This window comes from Rhodococcus sp. 1163 (genome assembly GCF_002091985.1).
GTDB lineage: Bacteria > Actinomycetota > Actinomycetes > Mycobacteriales > Mycobacteriaceae > Rhodococcoides.
Map to the genome: position 1 here is coordinate 2501 of NZ_MKKX01000018.1, position 20816 is coordinate 23316.

General features: G+C 62.2%; 11 protein-coding genes (1 of these 11 cut by a window edge). 2 read left to right on the plus strand and 9 right to left on the minus strand.

Annotated elements, in window-relative coordinates; all coding sequences use genetic code 11:
- The 6 genes from BJD99_RS06200 to BJD99_RS06225 all read right to left on the minus strand — a co-directional run.
- On the minus strand, positions 1–1146 hold the 5' portion of the coding sequence (locus tag BJD99_RS06200) for a plasmid pRiA4b ORF-3 family protein (RefSeq protein ID WP_084345965.1). The gene continues 273 nt to the left of window position 1, outside the view; 1146 of the gene's 1419 nt are visible here — the first part of the coding sequence; it begins with the start codon at positions 1144–1146; its stop codon lies off the left edge, out of view.
- 36 nt (positions 1147–1182) lie between these two features.
- Positions 1183–1719: an LpqN/LpqT family lipoprotein gene (locus BJD99_RS06205; RefSeq protein WP_256895522.1), complete on the minus strand. Its 537-nt coding sequence runs from the start codon at positions 1717–1719 to the stop codon at positions 1183–1185.
- A 125-nt stretch (positions 1720–1844) separates the two neighbouring features.
- Positions 1845–2666 (minus strand): HAD family hydrolase, encoded by an 822-nt coding sequence (locus BJD99_RS06210; RefSeq protein ID WP_084345966.1) that lies wholly within the window; start codon positions 2664–2666, stop codon positions 1845–1847.
- Positions 2663–3862: a metallophosphoesterase gene (locus tag BJD99_RS06215; RefSeq protein ID WP_084345967.1), complete on the minus strand. Its 1200-nt coding sequence runs from the start codon at positions 3860–3862 to the stop codon at positions 2663–2665. The genes BJD99_RS06210 and BJD99_RS06215 overlap by 4 nt, the downstream gene beginning before the upstream one ends.
- Positions 3863–3919: 57 nt before the next feature.
- The gene (locus BJD99_RS06220) at positions 3920–4567 is read right to left on the minus strand and encodes an SDR family oxidoreductase (RefSeq protein ID WP_084345968.1); all 648 of its coding nucleotides are present in this window, start codon (positions 4565–4567) and stop codon (positions 3920–3922) included.
- Between the two features lie 57 nt (positions 4568–4624).
- Entirely contained in the window at positions 4625–9289 is a 4665-nt protein-coding gene (locus BJD99_RS06225) for an AAA domain-containing protein (protein ID WP_084346330.1), read from the minus strand.
- Positions 9290–10164: 875 nt separating this feature from the next.
- Between BJD99_RS06225 and BJD99_RS06230 the strand changes: the two genes are divergently transcribed.
- On the plus strand, positions 10165–15630 hold the full coding sequence (locus BJD99_RS06230; RefSeq protein WP_084345969.1) for a carboxyl transferase domain-containing protein: 5466 nt from the start codon (positions 10165–10167) through the stop codon (positions 15628–15630).
- A 90-nt stretch (positions 15631–15720) separates the two neighbouring features.
- Here BJD99_RS06230 and BJD99_RS06235 read toward each other — a convergent pair whose 3' ends face one another.
- The 3 genes from BJD99_RS06235 to BJD99_RS06245 are packed head-to-tail and all read right to left on the minus strand — an operon-like array spanning position 15721 to position 19158.
- On the minus strand, positions 15721–16605 hold the full coding sequence (locus BJD99_RS06235; RefSeq protein ID WP_084346331.1) for a pseudouridine synthase: 885 nt from the start codon (positions 16603–16605) through the stop codon (positions 15721–15723).
- Complete coding sequence (locus BJD99_RS06240; RefSeq protein ID WP_084345970.1) at positions 16598–17440, minus strand: rhodanese-related sulfurtransferase; 843 nt, start codon at positions 17438–17440, stop codon at positions 16598–16600. Before BJD99_RS06240 ends, BJD99_RS06235 begins: the two co-directional genes overlap by 8 nt.
- A 44-nt stretch (positions 17441–17484) precedes the next feature.
- Entirely contained in the window at positions 17485–19158 is a 1674-nt protein-coding gene (locus BJD99_RS06245) for an alkaline phosphatase (protein ID WP_084345971.1), read from the minus strand.
- A gap of 148 nt (positions 19159–19306) precedes the next feature.
- Between BJD99_RS06245 and BJD99_RS06250 the strand changes: the two genes are divergently transcribed.
- Positions 19307–20788 carry a cryptochrome/photolyase family protein gene (locus BJD99_RS06250; RefSeq protein ID WP_084345972.1) on the plus strand — a complete coding sequence of 494 codons (1482 nt, stop codon included), beginning with the start codon at positions 19307–19309 and terminating at the stop codon, positions 20786–20788.
- Positions 20789–20816: the final 28 nt, after the last annotated feature.

Consider the following 20816-nt stretch of genomic DNA (forward strand, 5'->3'; position numbering starts at 1 on the left):
GCCCAAGGGGACTCTCGACGCACAATGCCTCCACAGACCGATGGGGTCGTCGGCATATCGGGTTCCCGTTTTCGTGCGTACCAAAGCGCCCTTGAAGACTCGCACCAGACCTAGACGCTTGGCGGCATTGCGCAGATCGGCGACCTGGTGATTATCGACCTCACGGAGGCTGGATCCGATCCACCCCAGTCCCCATTCGAGTTCGACGCGCATGGCTTCGACAGCTGCCGGCGGAAGATTGCCTCCGGGCGCCAACTGCAATCCGGCGTCTCCTACGAGCTCGAGCAACCACGAAAGTTTTCTCATCGCCACAGTTGCAACCGGTAAATCGACAGAGCTTTCGATAGTGAGCTCACACCGCGGTAGCAGCGCCAGCAGAGCGGGCATGTGGTCCGGCTGGGCGGTCCCGAAGAGCCGTGCGATCAACTTCGATGCGACAGCGGCCTCGGCCTCGGCCGATCGCACGGGAGCGCCGGCCCGAAAACCTTCGTTGACGCGAGCTACCTCGAACTGCTCCGGATCGAACGGTCCAACCGATTCCCGCAGACTTTCGTATTCCGCGTGGCCAGGGTCTCCGAGTACGTCGAGTAGATGGCGATAGCCGACGGGTCCTCCGCTGTTCTCGGGCGGACACGCACGTGCGCCGTCGAGGCACAGGGTACGGAGATCCTCGTGATACTCGATGAGGGATTCGAGTTCGACGGTGTGCTTCCAACCGTCGCCGAAATCGTATTCGTATTCGATGACGTCGCCCTCTTTGTCGAGAACGCTATCCAACCTGACGTGCTGTTCGTTGATTACCGACCCTGCTTCGACCAGCGAGGTCTCGAAGTCGTATCGCATGACGGCTACGGACTTCCGTAGCCGGTAGCGGTGCGAATGAGCAGCATTCCACCCCATCACCTGGTGCAGCACCTGGTGAAATTCGGGGAGTAAGAGGTCGGACCGGACCTCGAACTTTCGCCACACTGCCGGTTCGACGCCGTCCAAGGAGACGCGAATCGTGTACCTCGCGACCGGAGCGCCATAGTCGCCGGACGCGTTGGTGAACGTATCGTCGGCGATCTCGAGCTCGGGTCTGTCAGAGCTGTCCAACAGGTCTGGCACCAGGGACAGGTGCCGCACACGTCCAGTGCGATTCCGCATTACTCGACCTTAGTAGCGGCTGCGCTCCGGCAAGGCTCAGACTGCGTTCAGAAGGCCACTGTTGATCGCATCGATGTCGAATGCCAGTTTGTCTGCGTGGTCGGCGAAGGTGGTCACCGTGAGTTGAACCAGGTACTGTGTTTCGTTCTGCACGACGACGTACCTGGTCGTGACGGCCAGTTCCCACTGCTCGGCGACGAATGTTCCCCTGATGAACCGCGATGGATGCCCACCGAACGAGTCGGAGCTCGCGTCTGTTTCGACCCAGCCCTCCATCGCGCGGGCGTCGGTGAAACTGCAGTCGAGGAGGTCATCGGCGTCGATGCGAGTGGACAGCAAGCCCACAAGCAATACTGCGTTGGGCGCGAAGCCGCCTTCGACCAGACCTGGCTCGACAAGAACCTGGGTGGCGCCGGGGAATTGCCCTTCGGGCGCCGCTTGCCAGCCGGCGGGTATGGGGGCCTCGATGCCGAGTGTCGCAGCCTGAGCGCGATCGACGGGTGTCACCGCTACGGCATGCGCCGCAAGGTACTGGGCGACGGTCATGCGATTGGATCCACTGCTCTGTTCCACCCGTACATCTCCTGACGTTTCGAGACAATAGAATTTCGATCGTAAAGTGCGCGCTGCTCACGGTGTGCCGGGCATCTTCACCCGGGCACACTCTCGGCAAGCGGCGCCTGTCCGAGGTAGTTCCGTCATCGACGGCCGGCGACGAGCTCTTCCAAGTACCCCGCGACGCCGTCGTCATCGTTCGAATGCAGCACGCGATGAGCTACAGCCTTGATCTCGGTCATCGCGTTGGCAGTGGTCAAGGCAGTACCCGCCCAGCGCAGCATCGGTAGGTCGTTGAACGCGTCACCCACCGCCGCCACGGCAGCTCGCTCGATCCCGAGTTCCGCACACAGCACCGATAGCGCACTGGCTTTCGACACGCCTGCAGCGGACATCTCTATATATGGCGCGCCCGAATGGGTCAGCTCCACTCCGCCTACCCCTGCTGCCAGGACAGCGTGGAACAGGTCGACGCTTGTCAGCTCCGGATGTCGGGCGACGATCTTGACGGTCTGCTCCGAAGCCGCGGGCAAGACGTCGACCGAGACGTCCATCTCGTGGGGATGTCGATGATGGTCCGCGAAGACACACATCGCTGCATAGTTGTGCTCGGCGACGAACCGAGTCGGACCGACCGTGGCGAAGGCGACTCCGGGAACCAGCTCGCGAACCCTGGTCATAGCAGTGGTCACGACGTCGGATTCGATTCCGGTCGTCTCGGTGATGACCGGCGTGCCGTCGGCGAGGTCGAGCACGACTGCGCCGTTGGCACCGATGGCCTTACCGGTGAATCCACAGGAGGCAGCCAACTCGTCGATCGAATGGCGTGCGCGCGCCGTGGCCCAGACGACCTCGATCCCCGCCGCATGTGCCGCCGCCATCGCTTCGGCGGTACGCGCCGAAATGGTTCGGTCCGAGCGAAGCAGGGTGCCATCGAGGTCGGTGGCGAGAAGTTTGACTGTCACGGCGCCTCTGTCCGCAGGACGAGCACGGTGATCTCGCTGGGCGCAAAGATGCGAAACGGCGGTCCCCAGAAACCGGTGCCGCGGCTGGTGTACAGCTGGGTGTGCTTGCCGTGCCTGCTCAGGCCATGAACTGTCGGTTGATCGAGTCGGACCAGGTACTCGAACGGCCAGATCTGCCCACCATGGGTATGACCGGAAACCTGCACTTCGACGTCGCGTCGAACCGCCTCGTCGATTTGCTTGGGCTGATGTGCCAGGAGGAAGACCGGCAGGTCCGCGTCGACTCCCTCGAGCGCACGATCGAGGTCCGCTCCGTGCCCCGCGAGTGTGGAAGCTGCTGCCGTTCGATCGTCCACACCGGCGACGACCAACCTCGCACCGCCACGTTCGACCACGAGGTGCTTGTTGTGCAGGGCCGTCCAACCCAGCGTCTCCATGTGATCCAGCCAGTCCTGCGCTTCGCCGAAATATTCGTGGTTGCCCGTCACGTAGACCTTGGCCAGCGCTGCACGTCCCCCACGTAACGGCTGGACCTGATGCTCCCGCCGCAGGACCGAACCGTCCGCCAGATCTCCGAGGTGACAGAGCACATCTGCTTCCAATGCGTTGACGACGTCGACGACCTTCGCCGACCAGGCGGCTCGATCCAACGGCCCGTAATGCGTGTCGGTAATCATCACGACACGGAGTCCGTCGAGTCCGGCACCGAGACGCGGAACCACAACGCTGCGCTCGACGACGCGTGGCACGCGCATCGCCTCGTAATGGCCCCACACCAACAATCCGAGGACCACGACGAGCACCGCGGCAGCCACAAGTCGCGATCGCAGGGGATCTTCCAGACCGGCAAGGGCGAGGAGCACTCCGACGATCGAACCGAGCACACTCCACACGAACAGCACCCACACGGTTCCGAGCAACGTGTCACCGATCAAGGCCGCGCGGTCATGAGCGCGCGCATGACCGCGAGCCATGGATACCGGCAAGGCGATCGCAGCGGCGACGAACAGGACGAAGCCGAATATTTGCATCGAGAACGGCCAGTCGGAACCGGAGAAGAAAAGCGTCCACAGTGGAACACCGAACAGCAGTGCAACGACGATCAGAACTATCGGTGCGATCAGCCATCGACGTCGGGAAGGCCCTGACTCGGGCGGGTGGATATCGGTGTCACCGGTCGGCTGTGAATCCGCCATGTGTGTTCCTCACTGCAGAGACGGCGAAATTCCAGGACAAGTGCTCGGAGATCCGACTCAGCTGAGCGCCTCTGCGATGGGTGTGTCGCCGTTGTCGAATTCGATGACACGTCCGATGGTCCCCGGAGTGTCGACGGTTTCGGCGACTACGGCTGCGACGTCGTCCCGGGTGACCGAAGCGCCGGTGGCACCGTTGTCTTTGGTGGAGATCGATCCGGTGCCGGGGTCGAGTGTCAATGCACTCGGTCCCAGGATCGTCCAGGATAACGACGTGGATTTCAGGTACGCGTCGGCGGCCGCCTTGGCCTCCGCGTACGCGAAGAAGGAATTGCTCGGATCTACTCCGTGCTGGGTGTCCGCCCCGAAATACGACACCATGACGTAGCGCGTGATGCCCACTCGTCCGGCAGCGTCCATCGAGCGAATTGCTGCATCACGGTCGACGGCATACGTTCGGTCGGCACTGCCGCCGCCCGCGCCTGCAGACCATACGACTGTGTCGAAGCCGTCGAGTAGTGCCGCGATCTTCTCGACATCCAGATTCTCGATATCGGCCACCAACGGTGTGGCGCCCACATTCGCGATATCGGCGACGTGATCCGGGTTACGAACGATCGACCCCACTTCGTGTCCGCGCTCCACGAGCAACGGCGCTAGACGGAGCGCCACCTGCCCGTGTCCTCCGAAAATGGCGATTCGCGACATTGGCACTCCTTCGACAGACACAGTCGGACGCCATCCACGCTATAGCATTTGGTTCGGTCAGTTGTGGTGGCCATGGCCTCCATCGTGATAGCCGTTGATGGGCAACTCAGCAGTCGGAAACCGGTGCTCGGGGTCTTCGCTCGGAATGGTCCACATGTCGTACTTCTCGCCTTCGGGCGCTGACCGCCACGCGTTCCACGGCGTTTCCGCGGTTGCACTCGTCTGGCTTGTGTCGGGGCGTTCCACTGCATGATCAGCCTGCGCATCCACCGCTACGCCCACTGGCATGTCCTCTGCTTGCACCTCATCGTGCGGTCGATCCAAGTCGACTGGAATCCACTCCTCGGTTACCGTTTCCGCGGGCGCAATCGAAATCGTATTCGGTTCGATTCCTAACGTGGACAGGGTATTCCACAGATCCTCCAGCGCCGCCTCGACATCGAGGTAGTACTCCGACTCACGCACACGCCAGAACGTCCAGCCACAACGTTTGAGTTCCTGCTCGCGCTGAAGGTCGGCCAGACGACGTTCGGGCGTGGACTGAATCGAGTCCCCATCGCATTCCACGGCGAGCCTGGATACCTGCCCGGTGACCACCAGGTCGATACGTCGATTGTTCACCTCGACTCCGGGGTTGACGTGATATCCACGATCTCTCAGATCGACGAACAGCCGCTGCTCGAACAGACTCTCGAACTCGCTGCGCCGAACATCCGGCGTGACATCGCGCGGCATCGGATTCGCAGGCGCAGGCGAGGTCGACGTGACATACGCGAGCAGCGAGTTCCGTAGGTCGGATCGCTTGAGCCGATCGACTGTGACCGAGTGAAACAGCCAGAGTTGATCCTGCGCACGCGAGGCCGCGACATTGAACCGCCTCTTGTACTGGCTTGCGCTGAGAGCGGGAAAGTCCTGGTTCGGTGCGACCACCATCGACAGGAAGACGACACTTCGTTCGTCTCCTTGGAAGTCCGGCGGTGTCCCGACGCGGAGCCTTCGATCCGCCCATTGGTCGATTCCGATGCGTTTGATCAATTCGTTTCGGATTTCATCGACCTGAGCCGTTCCCTGCAGCACGACGACGCCGAATGTCTTACCGTCGTATAGGGGATCGGCAAGGCATTCGAGGATCTGACCGGCGATGGCTTGCCCCTCGGCATGATTGACGAGCGAAGCGCCCTTCCCTCTCACCGATGCATCGGGTACGAAAGTATGGCGAAGCGGCGGGAGCCTGTCCGCGCCGAATTGACGCACAGGAACCAGGGGCGAATCTCCATAGAATTGTTGGGACGACCAGTTGATGATTTCCGGCATCGATCGAAAATGCTCGCGCAGACGGACGACTTGTCCGAAACGCGTGCGCAGCATCGAGAACAGTGACGACCGTGGAGTCAACGTCGCTCGAACATGTTCGGGTAGATCCGGCAGATACACGTCCAGTCGGGTGAACACGTCCTCGAGTGTCCCCGCCTGCGGGACGTCTGCGGGTGCACATTGCCGATCGTCACCGACGACGATCACCCGTGGTGCCAGATACAGAAGGAACAGACTGCTGATGTCGGCCTGGCTGGCTTCGTCGACGATCACGACGTCGAAACTGTCCGCTATGGGCGGCACTGTCGCCAAGACCTGAGAAAGGGGCATGACCCAAGCAGGAACGGCACTTTGCGCATCTCGCATAGCTGAACGCGCAGCGCTGCGGAACGTTTCCGCGTATCGACCTGCTCCTGCCCCGATCGACGACATATGTTCCCGATACGTTTGCAACGCACGCACTTCCACAGCCGTCATGCGCTCGAGACAGTCGCGCCAGGCCATCGCGGCCGCCAGCTGAGCCGTCAGGTACTTCAGATCCGCGTCGAGTGCGTTCAGTTCGACATCGAGCTGATGTTCGACACCGCCGCGATGCTGTTCGCTCACCCACTCACGCGCTCGACGCCACGCCCATGCCTTGGACATCTGCCAACTGATTTCATCCCAGTCGGAGTCCCCGGCCGTATCGAGAACCAATTGGTACAACGCGGGCGCAGCATCGGCGAGCTTCTTCGCCAACTCGTCCTGTACCCGCTGATCATCCTGCTCCTGGCATGCCGCGATGTAGTTCCCCGACGCCTCGGCAACGGCGTCCTCGTCGGCCGAGTTCAGCGCCGTCACGAGAGCTTTTCCCTCGGGCGACGGTCCGATATCCACCTGTGTTGCAACGGAATACAGAATTCTACTCAGTTCAGCCTTGGCCACGTCTGCATCGATACGAGTAGCAATCGCCCTTGCCGACCCTGCGAACTGCGCCGCTTCGTCGAGGCTTCGAATCCACGGCGCCGAAGGCGAGACCGCGTACAGCTTCTCGACCAACGCGTCGCGCGCATGCAGAACACCTGCCACCAACGTCAGCTTGTCACTGACGAGCCGAAGATCGTTCACACGCCGTGACCGAGGCCCGTCGGTGGACACCGAGATCCGTAGGTCTCCGAGCAGGGTCGCCGCGGTGCTGACGATATCGAGAGCACGAATGTGCTCTGTCACGAGCCTGCCGTCGCTCGCCGACGCAACTGGAACGCCATCGACGGTCGCCGTGATGCCAAGATCTTCGACAACACGCTGCTGTTCGCTCTTCCGGAACCGAGGCTTCCACTCGATTCCCGATTCCAAAGCGACAGTGAGGGATTCCATCGCGTTGAGCGCAGCGGTCGTCGACGAGGAACACTGCACATCATGAGCACCGATGAAGCGATCGGCCCGAGCCGCGACCTCGGCCATGGATGAAATCCCGCTTACCCGTGACCATAGGTGCGCAGCTTCGCCGGACAACACGGAATCGGTCAATTGCTGGAAGAGTTGGTCCAGTTCGAGAACGTCACGCACTCGCGCGTCGAGTTCTTCGCACAGCTGCCGAATACCCAGCGCTGCAGCAGGATCGACTCCGCGGAGGAACTCGACAAGCCTGGACGAATGCTCGGACTCCACATGCACCTTGGCGCTCGCTCGCCGACACAACAAACGTAGTTCGGCCGAATTCGGCAGAATTGTGTCCAGCCGTGGGAGTGATTGCCCGGCTCGTGCCGCACGCCCATCCGGCGCAGTCGCGATCAACTTCCGCAGCCGATCCACCTCGGTTCCGATCAGTGTGGGGCGATCCGTCGACAACGGTCCCGGAAGCCACTCGTGAGCCTCTTCCGCTGCCTTGACCTTGCGGACGATTGCAGCCGCGGTCCCCTCGAATCCATCGGAAACATGCTGATGCACAACAGTTTCCGACACGCGCAGGTCGGCGATGGCATCGAGTAGCACGGCACGCCGCTCCGAAGCATCCGCCCGTCGCGCGGTCAATGACGCGATCTTCTCGGCCGCATCCACGTCGTTGTACGCCGCTTTGCGATCTGCGATACGAGCGACGCTGCGATTGAGCTCCTCGGATCCACCGCGCCCGAGATCGGTGATCGAGACGCAAAGTTCCTGAAGTTCGGGTGGAAGTTTGTCTCGAAGCACGCGAAGCGCCTGTGACTTCTCACTGGTGACGAGCACACGCTGGCCGCGGGCGAGCAATGCCGACACCAGATTCGCGATGGTGTGCGTCTTCCCGGTACCGGGAGGACCTTCGACGACTACACCGCTGTCACGGCCGAGCCTGCGCAGGATCTGTGACTGTTCGGCGTTCGCCGGAAGCGGAAAGAGTGGATCCGTAGCGAGCGAGCGAGTCTCGGCCGCCCCCATTCGCTCCAACCAGGCCAAACGTTCGGCGGGTTCGATGGGCTCCACCAACTGCGCCAAACCGAGCGGAAGCCTCGAACCGGGCTTGGCGAGATCCGCGATCATCTGTTCGTAGTAGTCACGCAGCGCGAAGGCATTTCGCTTACGCATGACCAGGGCGGGCGACAACGTCACCGTCGCCCCGTACTCGGGAGCGTCGGCGGTAGACGGCCGATCCAGATCGGCTCGAACGTCGACGGGTATGTCCAGCGCAGTATCGGCCCACTCCACGAGTAGGGACACGACGTCGTCGTCGAGAGGCGAGGTGATGCGCCTCGGCAGGTCACTCTGCATCTTCACCGAACCGGACGGGTCGAAGCCGGCCCGGCCGGTCAGCAGCTGAGTGTCCTCGAATCGCGGTTGAGAATTGGCAGCAAGCTTGACCAGCAAGTCTCCGGTGCGGACGTCCAACTCGATTGCTGCCGACTGGGTCAGCAGGTGCGTCTCGACCTCTCCTGCAGTTCCCAGAGCCGAAAGACTCAACAGGCCTGAGGCGACTACCAGCTCGATGGACTCCGGTTGCGAAGTCAGTTCTTGCATCATCAGCTGGAGAGCGTGGTAGAGCGAGGCTTCCGGTCGCTGCTCTCGATCCGATTCTGCCCATCGACGCCACTCGGTCGAATACGCTTCGAACGCACGTCGAACCTGGTACGCATGTCGGACATCGAAGTCGGCGTCGGCATCGACGTCCTCGCTCGCAGGTGATGCCAAAGCCGATTCGATCAATTCGATGTCCAGATGACGGCTGTCGACCACCATCTCGGTATCGACGAATCCTTCGAGGATCTCCGGGAGCTTCGGCGGTTCTTCGAACTCGACCCGCCGGGCCCTGAGTACGACCCCACCCTGCTCGGCCGACGCATCCAGATGAGACGCGGGCGAGTCGGCCTGAAGCCACTCGACGCGAAGGTGTTTTTCGTAATGCAAAACGGGCTCGGTGCGAGCGGTGACGATCTCGCGCAGGAATTGCAGCATGCGCAGAACCCTGTCCGTGAGCTCTTCATGCCCTTCCGTCAATACTTCGCCCTCCACGAAAACGCCCCCTTCAGCCGGGACCCTGCTGGGATCCGGCTGCTGGCCACGACCGGGAACCGATGCAGTCGACACTGTTGAACCTCTGAAATCCTCGAACGGCCGTCCGTTAACCGGGACGGTGCTTGCGCGCACGCACCAGACTAGTCTCTGCGTCCGGATTGATCACGGTCTACGGACCCTAGGTTCTTTTCGTCGTGGCAGATCACAAGAAGCGAAAGAAAAGCCCATTCGGGTTCACAGCCGATTTTCCGCCACCAGTGATCCGAGCTCGATCGGCAGTATGGGGCCCGCATTCTGGATTTCGCGCCTTATGTCCGATTCCGATCGGCGCCGAGTGGCACGTACCGACCGGTAACGTACCCGCCGGTAATCAATGAACGTCGTCGACACCGAAATGTCCGTTGTCGCAACGCTACTCATCAGTATTCCGTCAAGCTTTCGCTGACCTTTTTCAGTGACATTCCAAAACTTCGGTGAAATACATTGCTGTAGTGGAGGTTTGAACGAAGCGAGATCAATCACATCGACCCATATCGCCGTTGACATGGTAAGAATCATGTGATCCGTTAGAATAGGACGACATTCAGACCTGTTCCACGTCTTCGACGAGGGATCAGCGGGGTAACGAACGAGATCGAGGTCGATGAGTGGGGGCTGTTACATCGACTCCCACTTTGGTCCACACAGACATTTCTCGAGATCGAGTGTGTCGTTTCGTCCCCAGCAAGCCCGATAAGTGACAAGAACCCGCGGGCGTCACGACGTGCCCGGCGTTCGAGAAGAGCATTTTCACCCACCTGACGGAGAGAGAGACGTTGTTCAAACGGATTGCAGTAGTGAACCGAGGCGAGGCGGCAGTACGCCTGATCAGGGCCGTCAAGGAACTCAACGCCGAGTTCGACTACGGCATTCGGACGGTTGCCCTCCACACCGAGGCAGAACGCCGCGCAATGTTCGTCAGGCGGGCCGACGAGACCGTCGTACTACGTAAGCCCGAGGTGGGATCCGCGTACCTCGATCACGCCGAACTCGAGCGGGCACTCGTCGAATCCGGCGCAGACGCCGTGTGGGTCGGATGGGGCTTCGTCGCCGAAGATCCAGCCTTCGCCGACCTCTGCGCACGACTGAAGATCACCTTCATCGGACCTTCCGCCGACGCGATGCGCCTTCTCGGGGACAAAGTCGAGGCGAAACTACTCGCCGAACGGGTCGGTGTTCCCGTCGCACCGTGGAGCGGCGGACCCGTCGAAACACGAGCCGATGCTCGCAGGCACGCACAGGCCATCGGCTACCCACTGATCATCAAGGCTCGCAGCGGTGGCGGCGGTCGCGGCATCCGCAAGGTCTACGAGGAGAGCGAACTCGAACTCGCGCTCGAACGTACGCAGGGTGAAGCCGAACGCTCGTTCGGCGACCCGGTGGTATTCATCGAGCGACTCGTCACCGACGCCCGCCACGTCGAGGTCCAGGTCATCGCGGACAACCACGGCAACGTCTGGGCTCCAGGGGTACGCGACTGCTCCATCCAGCGTCGCAATCAGAAGGTCATCGAAGAATCCAGTTCGCCGGTCCTGACGCAAGAGCAAGCCGATCACCTGCGCACCGTCTCCAGCGAACTCGTGCGCGCCGCCTCCTATACCGGCGCTGGGACGGTGGAGTACCTCTACCAGCCCGAGCAGAAGATCTTCACCTTCCTCGAAGTCAACACCCGACTACAAGTCGAACACCCCATCACCGAATTCACCACGGGTATCGACCTGGTGAAACTGCAAATCCTCGTCGCCAACGGTGATCACCTCGAAGGTGATTGCCCACCCGAGTTCGGTCACGCCGTCGAAGCGCGTCTGAACGCCGAAGATGCCGACAACGGTTTCGCACCCGCACCGGGAACCGTCGAACTTCTCAAGTTTCCCCTCGGCAGCGGCATCCGCGTCGACACCGGCATCGCACAGGGCGACGTCATTCCCCCCGACTACGACTCCATGGTCGCCAAGGTCATCGCCTGGGGGCGTGACCGGGGTGAAGCACTTGCCCGGCTGCGCAACGCATTACGCGAGACGACTGTGGTCATCGACGGCGGAACGACCACCAAGTCGTTTCTGATCGATCTGCTCGACCGTGAAGAGGTCATTTCCGCCTCCGCCGACACCGGCTGGCTCGATAGATCCGAAGCAGGCACGGCCACCGGCCCAACGGCCGTGGCAGACATCGCGCTCATCGCAGCGGCAATCGATGCCTACGACGTCGAGGAAGGACGCGAGCGTGCCGCATTCCTGTCCTCGGCCCGCGGTGGCCGTCCTCGTGCAAGCCACACCATCGGCCGGACCGTAGAACTGAACTACCAGGGCCAGGCCTACAAGCTCGGCGTCGGTCAGATCGGACCGCACCTCTACCGCGTCGACGGAGACAGCGGCGACGTGCAGGTCGACATCGAGCGCCTCGGTCAGTACGAGAGCCGCCTCGTCCTCGGCAACCGCCGCTTCTCGATCGTCACCGTCGCAGGCGCCGCGCACTTCCTCGTCGAAGTGGATGGCATCAGCCATCAGATAAGCCAGGACGAAGCCGGACTGGTCCGTGCTCCAGCGCCCGCCGTCGTCGTTGCCGTGCCGGTTGCGGTCGGCGACGAGGTCGAGGCAGGCCAGACCCTGGTCGTGCTCGAGAGCATGAAGATGGAAACTGCCGTCCGGTCGCCGTACGCCGGCCGCGTACGCGAGGTCTTGGCCTCGGTCAACGGCCAGGTCGATTCCGGTGCCGCTCTGCTGCGTGTCGATCAAGCAGGCGAGCAGAAGGCATCCACACAGACCGCTCGCGTGGAGTTCCGAACCGTGGACCGCCCCGAAGGTGAGACACCGCGATGCAAAGCGCTGTCGTATCTCGACGAGCTGTCGGCCCTCATCACCGGTTTCGACGTCAACGCCTCCCGCGTACAGGCTCTGCTCTCCGACTACGAGACAGTGCGCAACGAGGTTGCGTGCGATGATTCTCAGGTCGTCGACGCAGAGTTGGCACTTCTCAACACATTCGCCGATATGTGCGAACTCTCCCGCAACCGTCCCACCATGGACGAGGAGAACACGGACGAACGGGTACACAGCCCGCGCGAACACTTCCACTCATTTCTGCACTCTCTCGATGCAGACATTCAGGGACTTCCGGAGTCGTTCCGCGGCAAGCTTTCTCGCGCACTGCGGCACTACGGCGCCGAGGACCTCGAGCGCAGCCCAGAACTCGAAGAGGCCGTATATCGGGTATTCCTCGCACTTCAACGTATCGAGAATCAAGTTCCGGTCGTCTCGGCACTCCTCGATCGTTGGCTGACGGATTCGGCAGCGCAGCCCGCTGCAGGTTCTGCTATCGGTGAGGTTCTCGAGCGCCTGATCGTTGCGACTCAGGCTCGGTACCCCGTCATCGGTGACGTCGCTCGCAACCTGCGCTTTCGCCTTTTCGACGCCCCTTCGATCCGACGTTCACGCGACCAGGTCCACGACGGGGTACGTGGCAGCTTGCAGTACCTTGCCGAAAACCCCGACGCGCCGGACCACGCGGCTCGCATCGATGCGCTCGTCTCAACCCCCGAGCCGTTGATCGATCTGTTGGGCTCACGGATCGACGAGCCCGGCGCACTGCTCGAGGTCATCACTCGCCAGTATTACGAGATTCGCGATCTCGAAGACGTCGAGGCATTCGACCGAGACGGGGTTCGGTTCGTCACCGGCAATTTCGAGCTCGCCGGCGAGCGACTCCAGTTGGTCTCGGCCGCAACCACGTTCGCTTCACTCTCCGCGACGATCGATGCGATCGACGACATCGCCGGGCCTGCGCCGGAACACCTTGCCGTCGACCTGTATCTGGCGTGGCCCGATGCCCCGGCCAGCGGCGACGACATCGCGAGCACCGTCCAGTCCGTTCTCACCGAACATCCCCGGACCAAGAACTGGCGTCGGATCACGATCACCGTATGCGGCACCGATGTTCGCCATGTAACGTTCCGACGCCCGAGCGTCGAGGGTTCGGAACCTCTCGCCGAGGACCTCGTCATTCGCGACATGCATCCGTTGACAGGGCAGCGCCTCGACCTCTGGCGCCTGAAGAACTTCGACGGCACCAGGCTTCCTGCCACGCCCGGAACCTACTTGTTCCATCTGACGGCGAAAGAGAATCCGTCCGACGAGCGTTTGATGGCTCTTGCCGAAATTCGGGGAGTGACAACACAACTCGATGACAACGGCATCGTCGTCGCTGTTCCCGAGATCGAAAGAACCGTCGCCTCCTGCCTCGACGGGATCCGGCGCGCCCAGAGCCAGCGGGGTAAGAACCGGCTCGACGCGAACCGCGTCACCCTCTACGTGTGGCCGGTACTCGATGTGCCCGAGGATCGCCTCGCTGCAATCGCACGGCACATTGCGCCGTCCACCATCGGTGCCGGGCTCGAAGAAATCACGATGATCGCCAGGCTCAGGAACGGACCGAGTGCGACTGTTCGCGAGGTCGCAATCCGATTCTCGTACCGCTCCGGCGCAGGTGTCGTCGCCAAGGTCACCGACAGGCCGACCGAGCCACTGCGTCCGCTGGACGAATACACCCAGAAGGTTCAGCGCTCGCAGGCACGCGGAACCGTGTACCCGTACGAGCTGATCCCGTTGCTCACGGGCTCGGGTGGGACGTTCACCGAGTACGACTTCGACGAGACCGCCACCCTGGCGCCTGTCGATCGACCGTACGGCCGCAATACTGCGGGCATCATCGTCGGACTCGTGTCGACTCCGTCCGACCGCTATCCCGAAGGCGTCACCCGAGTTGCCTTGTTCGGTGACCCGACCAAGTCGCTGGGAACCGTAGCCGAGGCCGAGTGCTCACGGATAGTCGCAGCAATCGACCTTGCCGAGCGCCTCGGCGCCCCCGTCGAGTGGTTCGCACTGTCCTCCGGTGCCACCATCTCGATGAGTACCGGTACCGAGAACATGGACTGGGTATCACGTGGGCTTCGTCGCATCATCACGTTCACCCAGGCGGGCGGCGAAATCAACATCGTCGTCGCGGGCATCAACGTCGGCGCACAGCCGTATTGGAATGCCGAGGCCACGATGTTGGCGCACACCAAGGGCATTCTCGTGATGACCCCGGACAGTGCCATGGTCCTGACCGGCAAGCAGTCACTCGACTACTCCGGCGGCGTCTCCGCAGAGGACAACTTCGGCATCGGCGGCTACGACCGCGTCATGGGCCCGAACGGCCAGGCACAGTACTGGGCGCCGAACCTGCGTGCCGCGTGTGAGGTGCTGTTCGCGCACTACGAACATGCCTATACGGCACCGGGTGAAAAGTTCCCGCGACGCGCACTCACCACCGACCCGACCGAACGCGACGTGCGGAGCTACCCCCACGTGCACCCGTCTTCCGACTTCACCACCGTCGGTGACATCTTCTCCTCCGCCACCAACCCGGATCGCAAGAAGCCGTTCGACATTCGCACGGTCATGCGTGCCGTCGTCGACCAGGATCACTCTGTCCTCGAACGGTGGGCAGACATGGCCGACGCGGACACTTCGGTCGTCTTCGACGCCCACCTGGCGGGTATTCCGGTCAGCGTCATCGGCATCGAGTCGCGAGCGATCCCGCGTAAGGGATGGTTCCCGTCCGACGGGCCCGACCAGTGGACTTCGGGCACACTGTTCCCGAATTCCTCGAAGAAGACCGCACGAGCCATCAACGCCGCCAGTGGAAGTCGGCCGATCGTGGTGCTCGCCAACCTGTCCGGGTTCGACGGTTCACCGGAGTCTCTACGCAACATCCAGCTCGAGTACGGCGCCGAGATCGGCCGCGCGATAGTCAACTTCGACGGTCCAATCGTGTTCTGCGTCGTATCCCGTTACCACGGAGGCGCATTCGTGGTGTTCTCCGGAGCGCTCAACGACAACATGGAGGTGTTGGCAGTCGAGGGATCGTTCGCTTCCGTTCTCGGTGGCGCACCGGCAGCGGCAGTGGTGTTCACGCGGGACGTCAACGCCAGGACCGCAGCCGATCCGCGAGTCCTCGACATCGAGGCGAAGCTGACGGCCGCCGAGACCGACGCCGAACGCGCTCGCATCCGCGTCGAGTTGGCAACCGAGCGCGGCAACGTCCGCAACTCGAAGCTCGGTGAAGTGGCCGCCGAATTCGAGGCGATCCACAACATTCAACGCGCACAAAAGGTCGGGTCGGTGGACCATATCGTCCCCGCTGCCGAGCTACGTCCGCAGATCATCGCCGCCATAGAGCGCGGGATGGCTCGCGCGCAGTAACGATTTCACCTCGAATGCACCCCCGCCCGCTCTGCGGCCGGGGGTGCGTTCGTTCGCAGTGTCTCTTATCGGCGCGTAGCCGAGAACAGTTCAGTCGGACAGACTCCGCTCGCTTCGGAAGCGACGCGAAGCGCCGGTGATCGGGTCTTCGAATTCCACCGCCCGCGCGAGAAGCCTCAAGGGTTCGGTGAAGTCGTCGCCCGGCACCGACCGATACCGTGGATAGAACGGATCACCTTCGATTGGTATGCCCAACGAAGAGAGGTGAATTCGTAGCTGGTGCGTCTTGCCCGTCTTCGGGAAGAGTCGATAGCGCGCGCGTGCACCCAAGATCTCGATCATTTCGACCCGTGTTTCACTGTTCGGCTCGCCCGGTTCCTCATGCGCCACCATGACCCCGTGCTCCTTGATGATTCGACTGCGAACCACCCGCGGCAATTCCAGTGTCGGATCGTAAGGCGCGATCGCCTCGTACTCTTTGAGTACCGATCTCGACGAGAAGAGCTCCTGGTACGGCCGTCGGAGTTCCTTGGTGCGGGTAAAGATGAGGACTCCCGCCGTCGCCCGATCGAGCCGATGGGCCGGCGTGAGGTCCGGACAGTCGAACATCCGACGCGCACGCACCGTCGCGGTTTCGGTGACGTGTCTTCCCCTCGGGATCGTTGCCAGAAAGTGCGGCTTGTCGACCACGACGATGCCGTCCCCGTCGTAGAGGACGTCCATCTCGAACGGCACCGGAGTCTCCGGCACCGGGTCTCGGTAGAAGTACACGAATCGACCAGGAGCATAAGCACTTTCGCTGCACCACGGCCGCCCCTTCTCGTCGACGACCTCACCGGAGATCATCGACTGGCCCCACGGATCGGCCGGGTAGTCGCGACTGAGGTACTCGAGCACGGTCTTCGAGGACTCCTGGTGCGGAAGTCGAATGCGCAACGGCGCCAAACCGTGCCGATACGGAAGTGGCTCAGGCACAATCGACACAGACCAGGCGGAGCCCGCGGCCCTCGTCGTCGTCGAAATCCTGGTATCGGGAAGTCGGGTTCGCGCACACCGTGCACCGGCCGATCACCGACGTGTGGTCGGAGAAGTCGATATTCATGCGCTTGTCGAAGACGTACAGCGATCCCTCCCACAGCGCATCGTCGCCGTAGGCCTCGGCGTAGCGCACTATTCCACCGTCCAGCTGATAGACCTCTTCGAAACCTCGTGAGCGCATCAGCGAGGAAAGCACCTCGCATCGCACTCCACCGGTGCAATAAGTGACGACGGGACTCTTCTTCAAATGATCGAACTGCCCCGAGTCGAGTTGCGCAACGAAGTCGCGGGTGGTGTCCACTTCGGGCACCACAGCGTTCTTGAATTTGCCGATCTGCGCCTCGAACGCATTGCGGCCGTCGAAGAAGACGACGTCGTCACCACGACGATCGACAAGTTCGTTCACTTGCGCGGGACTCAGGTGCACTCCCCCGCCGACCACTCCGTCGGCGTCGACCTTCAGTTCCTCCGCTGCCCCGAAGGTCACGATCTCCGACCGGACCTTGACCGAAAGCCGTGGAAAGTCCTCACCCAGACCCTCCGACCACTTGATGTCGGCGTCTTTGAAGGCTGGGTAGCTCCGCGTTCCTCGGACATAGCGCTTGACGTCGGCGAGTTCGCCGCCGACGGTCGCATTGATCCCATGCTCGGAGATGATGATCCTGCCACCGAGATTGTTGGACGCGGCCAGCGTGTGCTGCCACAGCCGGATTGCCTCCGGGTCCGGTAGCGGGGTGAAGACGTAGAACAGCACGATTTTCGGTACAGCCATAGATGTAAGTATGCCGGTGCGTACCGAGTCGGTGTCAGGAGCGACTACGCGCGAACGGGTAGAGCTACCGGATCCACCCGCGCCAACCCGTCGGGAACCGCGAATCCCGCACCCCAATAGATGCCGCTGAGCGGGTCTTCCTTGGCATCGAGGTACCAGTGATCCATCTGGACGCCCGCGGGCGTCACATCGAAGACGCCGAACCCGTGACTGTCGAGGTCGACGTATTTGATGTGGCGGTTGAGCGTGGTCAATGCGGCCTCGGCGACTCTGCTGAGCGTGTGCGGGTCCGTCTTCGTCAGATCATCGATGTTCGCCGAGGACACCGACGTGACGACGAGCTCGGTGGCGACGGCACCGGTCTGGAAGTAGCGCGCTGCGTCGACTGGAACGTCACATGCCCACGAAGAGTGAATATCGCCGGTGATGAAGACGGTGTTGCGCACGTTCTTCTCTGCGATCGCACCGAGCAGCCGCTTACGGTCCGCGGTGTACCCGTCCCATGGATCGGCGTTGTACGGCAACCCACCAGCGGGAATCCCGAGCAGGCCGGTCAACGCGGCAGCCGCTTCGCTCTCGAGCGGAGGGAGAAGAACCGGGGTGATCATGACCGGATTCCCGACGATCTTCCATTGCGTCGGCGAACTCACCAGTCCCTCGGTGAGCCACTCCATCTGGTCCGCCCCGGTGATCGTGCGATTCGGGGAATCGACGTCGCCGCCCTGGAACGGCAACACCTGCTGGGACCGATAGGTCCGCAAATCCAGCATCGACAGCTCGAGCAACGTTCCGAAGCGCAATCGTCGGTAGATGTGGCGATTCTGCGGGGTACCGGCTGCGCGTACGGGCATCCATTCGAAATAGGCCTGTACCGAGTTCGCCTTACGAACCGACCACGGTCCCTCGGTCTCGGGCTGGTGAGTCTGCGCGCCACCGTCGTACGCATCGTTGGCCGATTCGTGATCGTCCCACGTGCAGATCCACGGCACCCCGAGGTGAGCGGCTTTGAGATCCGGATCGGATTTGTACTGACCGTGCCGGATCCGGTAGTCCTGCAAACTGACGATCTCGTGCACCGGATCGTGCTGCCGAACGACGCCGTTCTTGCCGGCGAAACCACCGGTCTCGTACTCGTAGATGTAATCGCCGAGATGGATGATCGCGTCGAGATCGGTGCGTGTGGCCAGATGGCGGTAGGCGCCGAAGAACCCGGACTCCCAGTTGGAGCACGAGACGACACCGAACCTGAGTCCGTCGATTTCGGCGTCGTTGGCCGGAGCCGTGCGGGTCGTGCCGACTACCGATTGCGTGCCTGCTGCATCGCCACCCTGGACTTCGAAGCTGTAGTAGTACGTCGTCGCCGGCGAAAGGCCGTCGACGTCGACTTTGACCGTGTGATCGGAGTCCGGGCTCGTCGACACCGTGCCGCTGCGGACGATCGCCGTCAGCTCCGGATCGGTAGCCACTCTCCATCGAACCTCGGTGGCAGGCCCGATGCCGGAACCGGGGAGGGCATCAGGAGTAGGAGTGACCCGAGTCCATAAAATGACGGCCTCGGGCGTCGGATCACCCGAGGCGACGCCGTGCTGGAACGGGACGAACGAGCCTTGTTGCGCGTGAGCGAGGACCGGGACCGCCGAAGCCGCTCCGACCGCTGCCACTGCGATGGACGAGGACCGAAGAAATCCACGTCTGGACACACCTTTTTTCACGGTCACGCCACAAGTTGATGCGATCGAGAGGCCGCGGTCAAGTCCGGCTGGCCACCGAGGGTAAAGATTCACTTTCCGCTCGCTCGGTGTTCGAAATACATGTACCTGACCGAGGAAGAGTTTGTTCTTCCCTCGACTCGAGCACTCTGCAACTATGTCCTCCGCTCCGCTCTGGTTGTTCGGTGATCAACTCGGCCCGCACTTTCACTCGACGAGTGAGCACATCCATCGCGAAGTCCTGTTGATCGAGAGCGCACGAGTGTGCCGGACACGTCCGTTCCATCGACAGAAGCTGCATCTGGTCCTCTCGGGGATGCGACATCTCGCCGCGGAACTAGGCGATCGCTCGACCTATCTGAAGACCGAAACGTACCGAGACGGCCTCGAACAGTACGGACGGCCGGTGCTGGTGTTCGAACCAACCTCGCACGCTGCGGAGCGTTTCGTCCAGAAACTTCTCGACGAGGGTGTCGTCCTGGATGTGTTGCCGACACCGATGTTCGCGCTGAGCCGAACGGATTTCGCCGAGTGGGCCGGCAACCGCAATCAGTTCCGCCTAGAGGCGTTCTACCGCGACCAGCGCAGACGCTTCGAGGTACTCATGGCAGGTGAGGAGCCGGTCGACGGGGTGTGGAACCTCGATGCGGACAATCGTGAACCACCTCCGAAGAAGCGATCGACACTCGGCATCGATCCGCCGTGGTGGCCGACCGAGGACGACATCGACGATTCCGTCCGGGCAGACCTCGATGCTGTGGACCTCCCGACCGTCGGACAGGACGGCCCACGACTGTTCGCGGTAACCGCCGACGAGGCTCGGGAAGCCCTGCAGCACTTCGTCTCCTATCGTCTCGCCGACTTCGGCAAATACGAGGACGCCGTGATGAGTCAGGACTGGGCGATGGCGCATTCACTACTGTCGGTGCCGCTGAACATGGGACTCCTCGAACCTCTCGACGTAGTCCAGGCCGCCGAGCAGGCTTGGCGCGACGGCGATGCCCCGCTCGCGTCGGTGGAAGGATTCATCCGCCAGGTGCTCGGCTGGCGGGAGTACGTATGGCACCTGTACTGGCATTTCGGCCCGGACTACCTCGACCGCAACGAGCTCGATGCCCATGAGCCACTACCGAAGTGGTTCACCGACCTCGACGGTGAACACCCGATCGCGGCGTGCCTGTCACACACTCTGACGGAACTGAATGCGCGCGGGTGGGTGCATCACATCCCCAGATTGATGATTCTCGGCAACTTCGCACTCCAGCGTGGATACGACCCGAAAGCACTGACCGAATGGTTCGCCACCGCATTCGTCGACGGATTCGCCTGGGTCATGCCGGTCAACGTGATCGGCATGAGCCAGCATGCCGACGGCGGGTTGATCGCCACGAAGCCGTACACATCGGGTGGCGCGTACCTCGATCGCATGACCGATCATTGCGGTGGTTGCGAATTCAACCCGAAGAAGCGCCTCGGCCCGGACGCGTGCCCGTTCACGGCCGGGTACTGGTCGTTCGTACACCGCCACCGGGAGCGGCTGGCAAAGAACCATCGAACAGCGCGGCAGGTGTCGGCGATGCATCGACTCGCCGATCTCGACCAGGTGCTCGAACAAGAATCCCAGCGAGAGATGTTCTGATCGCGCTCATGAGTAGGGGTGCTCGAAC